The 2657-nt window shown below is 75.6% G+C and carries 2 protein-coding genes; both read left to right on the top strand.

Features of this window, described 5'->3' with window-relative positions; all coding sequences use genetic code 11:
- On the top strand, positions 1 to 613 hold a 613-nt coding region (locus ABEB16_RS19725), incomplete at its 5' end, for a RecB family exonuclease (RefSeq protein WP_345713906.1).
- A 114-nt stretch (positions 614 to 727) separates the two neighbouring features.
- Positions 728 to 2656: an ABC transporter ATP-binding protein gene (locus ABEB16_RS19720; protein WP_345713905.1), complete on the top strand. Its 1929-nt coding sequence runs from the start codon at positions 728 to 730 to the stop codon at positions 2654 to 2656.
- The last annotated feature ends 1 nt before the right edge of the window (position 2657 follow it).

Raw genomic sequence — 2657 nt, 5'->3', positions numbered from 1 at the left:
GCACCTGTCGGCCTCCCGGCTGGTGGCCCTGGCGGCGGACCCGGCGGCCCTGGCGCTGCAGCTGCGCCGGCCGCTGCCTGGTGCGCCCAGCCCGCAGACGCGGCGGGGCACGGCGTTCCACTCCTGGCTGGAGCGACGTTTCCGGGCCGCCGCCCTCCTCGACCTCGACGAGCTGCCGGGCGCGGCGGACGCCGGCGCCGCCGACGACGGTCAGCTGGCCGTGCTGCAGGCGAACTTCCTGGCCTCGGAGTGGGCCGGGCGCGAGCCGTTCGCGGTGGAGGTGGCGGTGGAGACGCCGGTGGCGGGCGTCGTGGTGCGCGGCCGCATCGACGCGGTGTTCCGCAGCGTCGGCCCCGACGGGCGCGTCCGCTACGACGTCGTGGACTGGAAGACCGGCCGGCCCCCGGTCGGGGACGCGGCCCGCGCCCGCGACGTCCAGCTGGCGGTGTACCGGCTGGCGTGGTCGCGGCTGCACGGCGTGCCGGCGCAGGACGTGAGCGCGGCGTTCTTCCACGCCTCGACGGGCCAGACGGTCCGGCCCGTCGACCTGCACGACGCCGCCGCGCTGGAGGCGCTGGTGGCCTCGGTCCCGGCGGGGGAGGGCGGACCCTGACCCGCCGCGACCCGCGCGCTTGACCTCGACCTCGCTCGAAGTCCTAGCGTCGCGGCAGCAGCGCCCGCGGTGGCCGTCCGCCGCCCGACCCGCACCCCAGAACCGGAGAGCACCGTGGACATGCAGGGAACCGCCTGGCACTCCCTCTACAGCGTCATGCACGCCAAGCAGGGGCGCCCGATCTCCTGGGCGACGGTGCGGCGGATCGGGGGTTTCGCCCGCCCGCACCGCGCCCGCCTCGTCGCCTTCGTCCTCCTCAGCGTCCTGACGTCCGCGCTCGCCGTCGCCACGCCGCTGCTGGCCGGCGACGTGGTCGACGCCATCGTGCGCGCCGAACCGCTGCGGGTCGTGGCGCTGTACGCGGTGCTCATCGCGGTCATCGCGCTGGTGGACGCCGGCCTCGGCCTCGTGGAGCGCTGGCTGTCCGCGACCATCGGCGAGGGCCTGATCGCGCAGCTGCGCACCGCCGTGTTCGACCACGTGCAGCGCCAGCCGATCGCGTTCTTCACCCGCACCCGCACCGGGGCGCTGGTCAGCCGGCTGAACTCCGACGTCATCGGCGCCCAGCGCGCCTTCGCCGGGACGCTGTCCGGCGTCGTCGGCAACCTCGTGACGCTGACCCTCACCCTCGTGGCGATGGTGAGCATCTCCTGGCAGATCACGCTGCTGGCCCTGCTGCTGCTGCCGGTCTTCGTGCTGCCGGCCCGGCGGATGGGGGCGCGGCTGGCGCAGCTGGAGCGGGAGTCCGCGCAGCACAACGCGCACATGAGCACGCAGATGACGGAGCGGTTCTCCGCCCCGGGCGCCACGCTGGTGAAGCTGTTCGGCCGCCCGCAGCAGGAGTCCGCGGAGTTCGCCCGCCGGGTGCTGCGGGTGCGCGACATCGGGGTGCGCCGCGCGATGCTGCAGACGGTGTTCGTGACGGCGCTGACGACCGTCTCCGCGCTGGCGATCGCGCTGGTCTACGGCCTCGGGGGTTTCTACGCCCTGCGGGACGCCCTCGACGCCGGCGACGTCGTCGCCCTGGCGCTGCTGCTGACGCGCCTGTACGCGCCGCTGACCGCGCTGGCGAACGCGCGGGTGGAGGTGATGAGCGCGCTGGTCAGCTTCGAGCGGGTCTTCGAGGTCCTCGACCTGGAGCCCCTCGTCCGCCAGGCGCCGGACGCCGTGGCGGTGCCCGAGGGGCCGGTGTCGGTGGAGTTCGACGAGGTGCGGTTCACCTACCCCACGGCGGAGAAGGTGTCCCTGGCCTCGCTGGAGGACGTCGCGGTCCTCGACGACCGGGCGGGCGTGGAGGTGCTGCACGGGGTGTCGTTCCGCGCCGAGCCGGGCCAGCTCGTCGCGATCGTCGGCTCCTCCGGCGCGGGCAAGTCGACGATGGCGCAGCTGATGGCGCGGCTGTACGACGTGGACTCCGGTGCGGTGCGCCTCGGCGGGGTGGACGTGCGCCGCCTCACCGCCGAGTCGCTGCGCCGCACCCTGGGGATGGTCACCCAGGACGGGCACCTGTTCCACGAGTCGCTGCGCGACAACCTGCTGCTGGCCGCCCCGGAGGCGACGGAGGAGCAGCTGTGGGACGCCCTCGGCCGCGCCCGGATGGCCGAGCTGGTCGCGGCGCTGCCCGACGGCCTGGACACCGTCGTCGGCGAGCGCGGCTACCGCTTCTCCGGCGGGGAGCGGCAGCGGCTGACGATCGCGCGGCTGCTGCTGGCGCACCCGCGGGTGGTGGTCCTCGACGAGGCCACCGCGCACCTGGACTCCACCTCGGAGGCGGCGGTGCAGGAGGCGCTGGCCGAGGCGCTGGCGGGGCGCACCGCCGTCGTCATCGCCCACCGGCTGTCCACGATCCGCTCCGCCGACCTCATCCTCGTCGTGGAGGACGGCCGGGTCGTGGAGCGGGGCCGGCACGAGGAGCTGCTGGCCGCGGGCGGCCGCTACGCGCAGCTGCACCGCACCCAGTTCGGGCAGCGGGTGCCGGTGCAGCAGGAGGACCGCCCGGCGGGCGCGTCGCCGGCCCCGCAGCCGCAGGAGCTGCCGCGCTGAG

Origin of the sequence: Kineococcus glutinatus (assembly GCF_039542765.1) — a bacterium.
GTDB lineage: Bacteria > Actinomycetota > Actinomycetes > Actinomycetales > Kineococcaceae > Kineococcus_A > Kineococcus_A glutinatus.
Note: the sequence above shows the minus strand (reverse complement) of the source record. Positions and strands in the feature narration are given on the sequence as shown.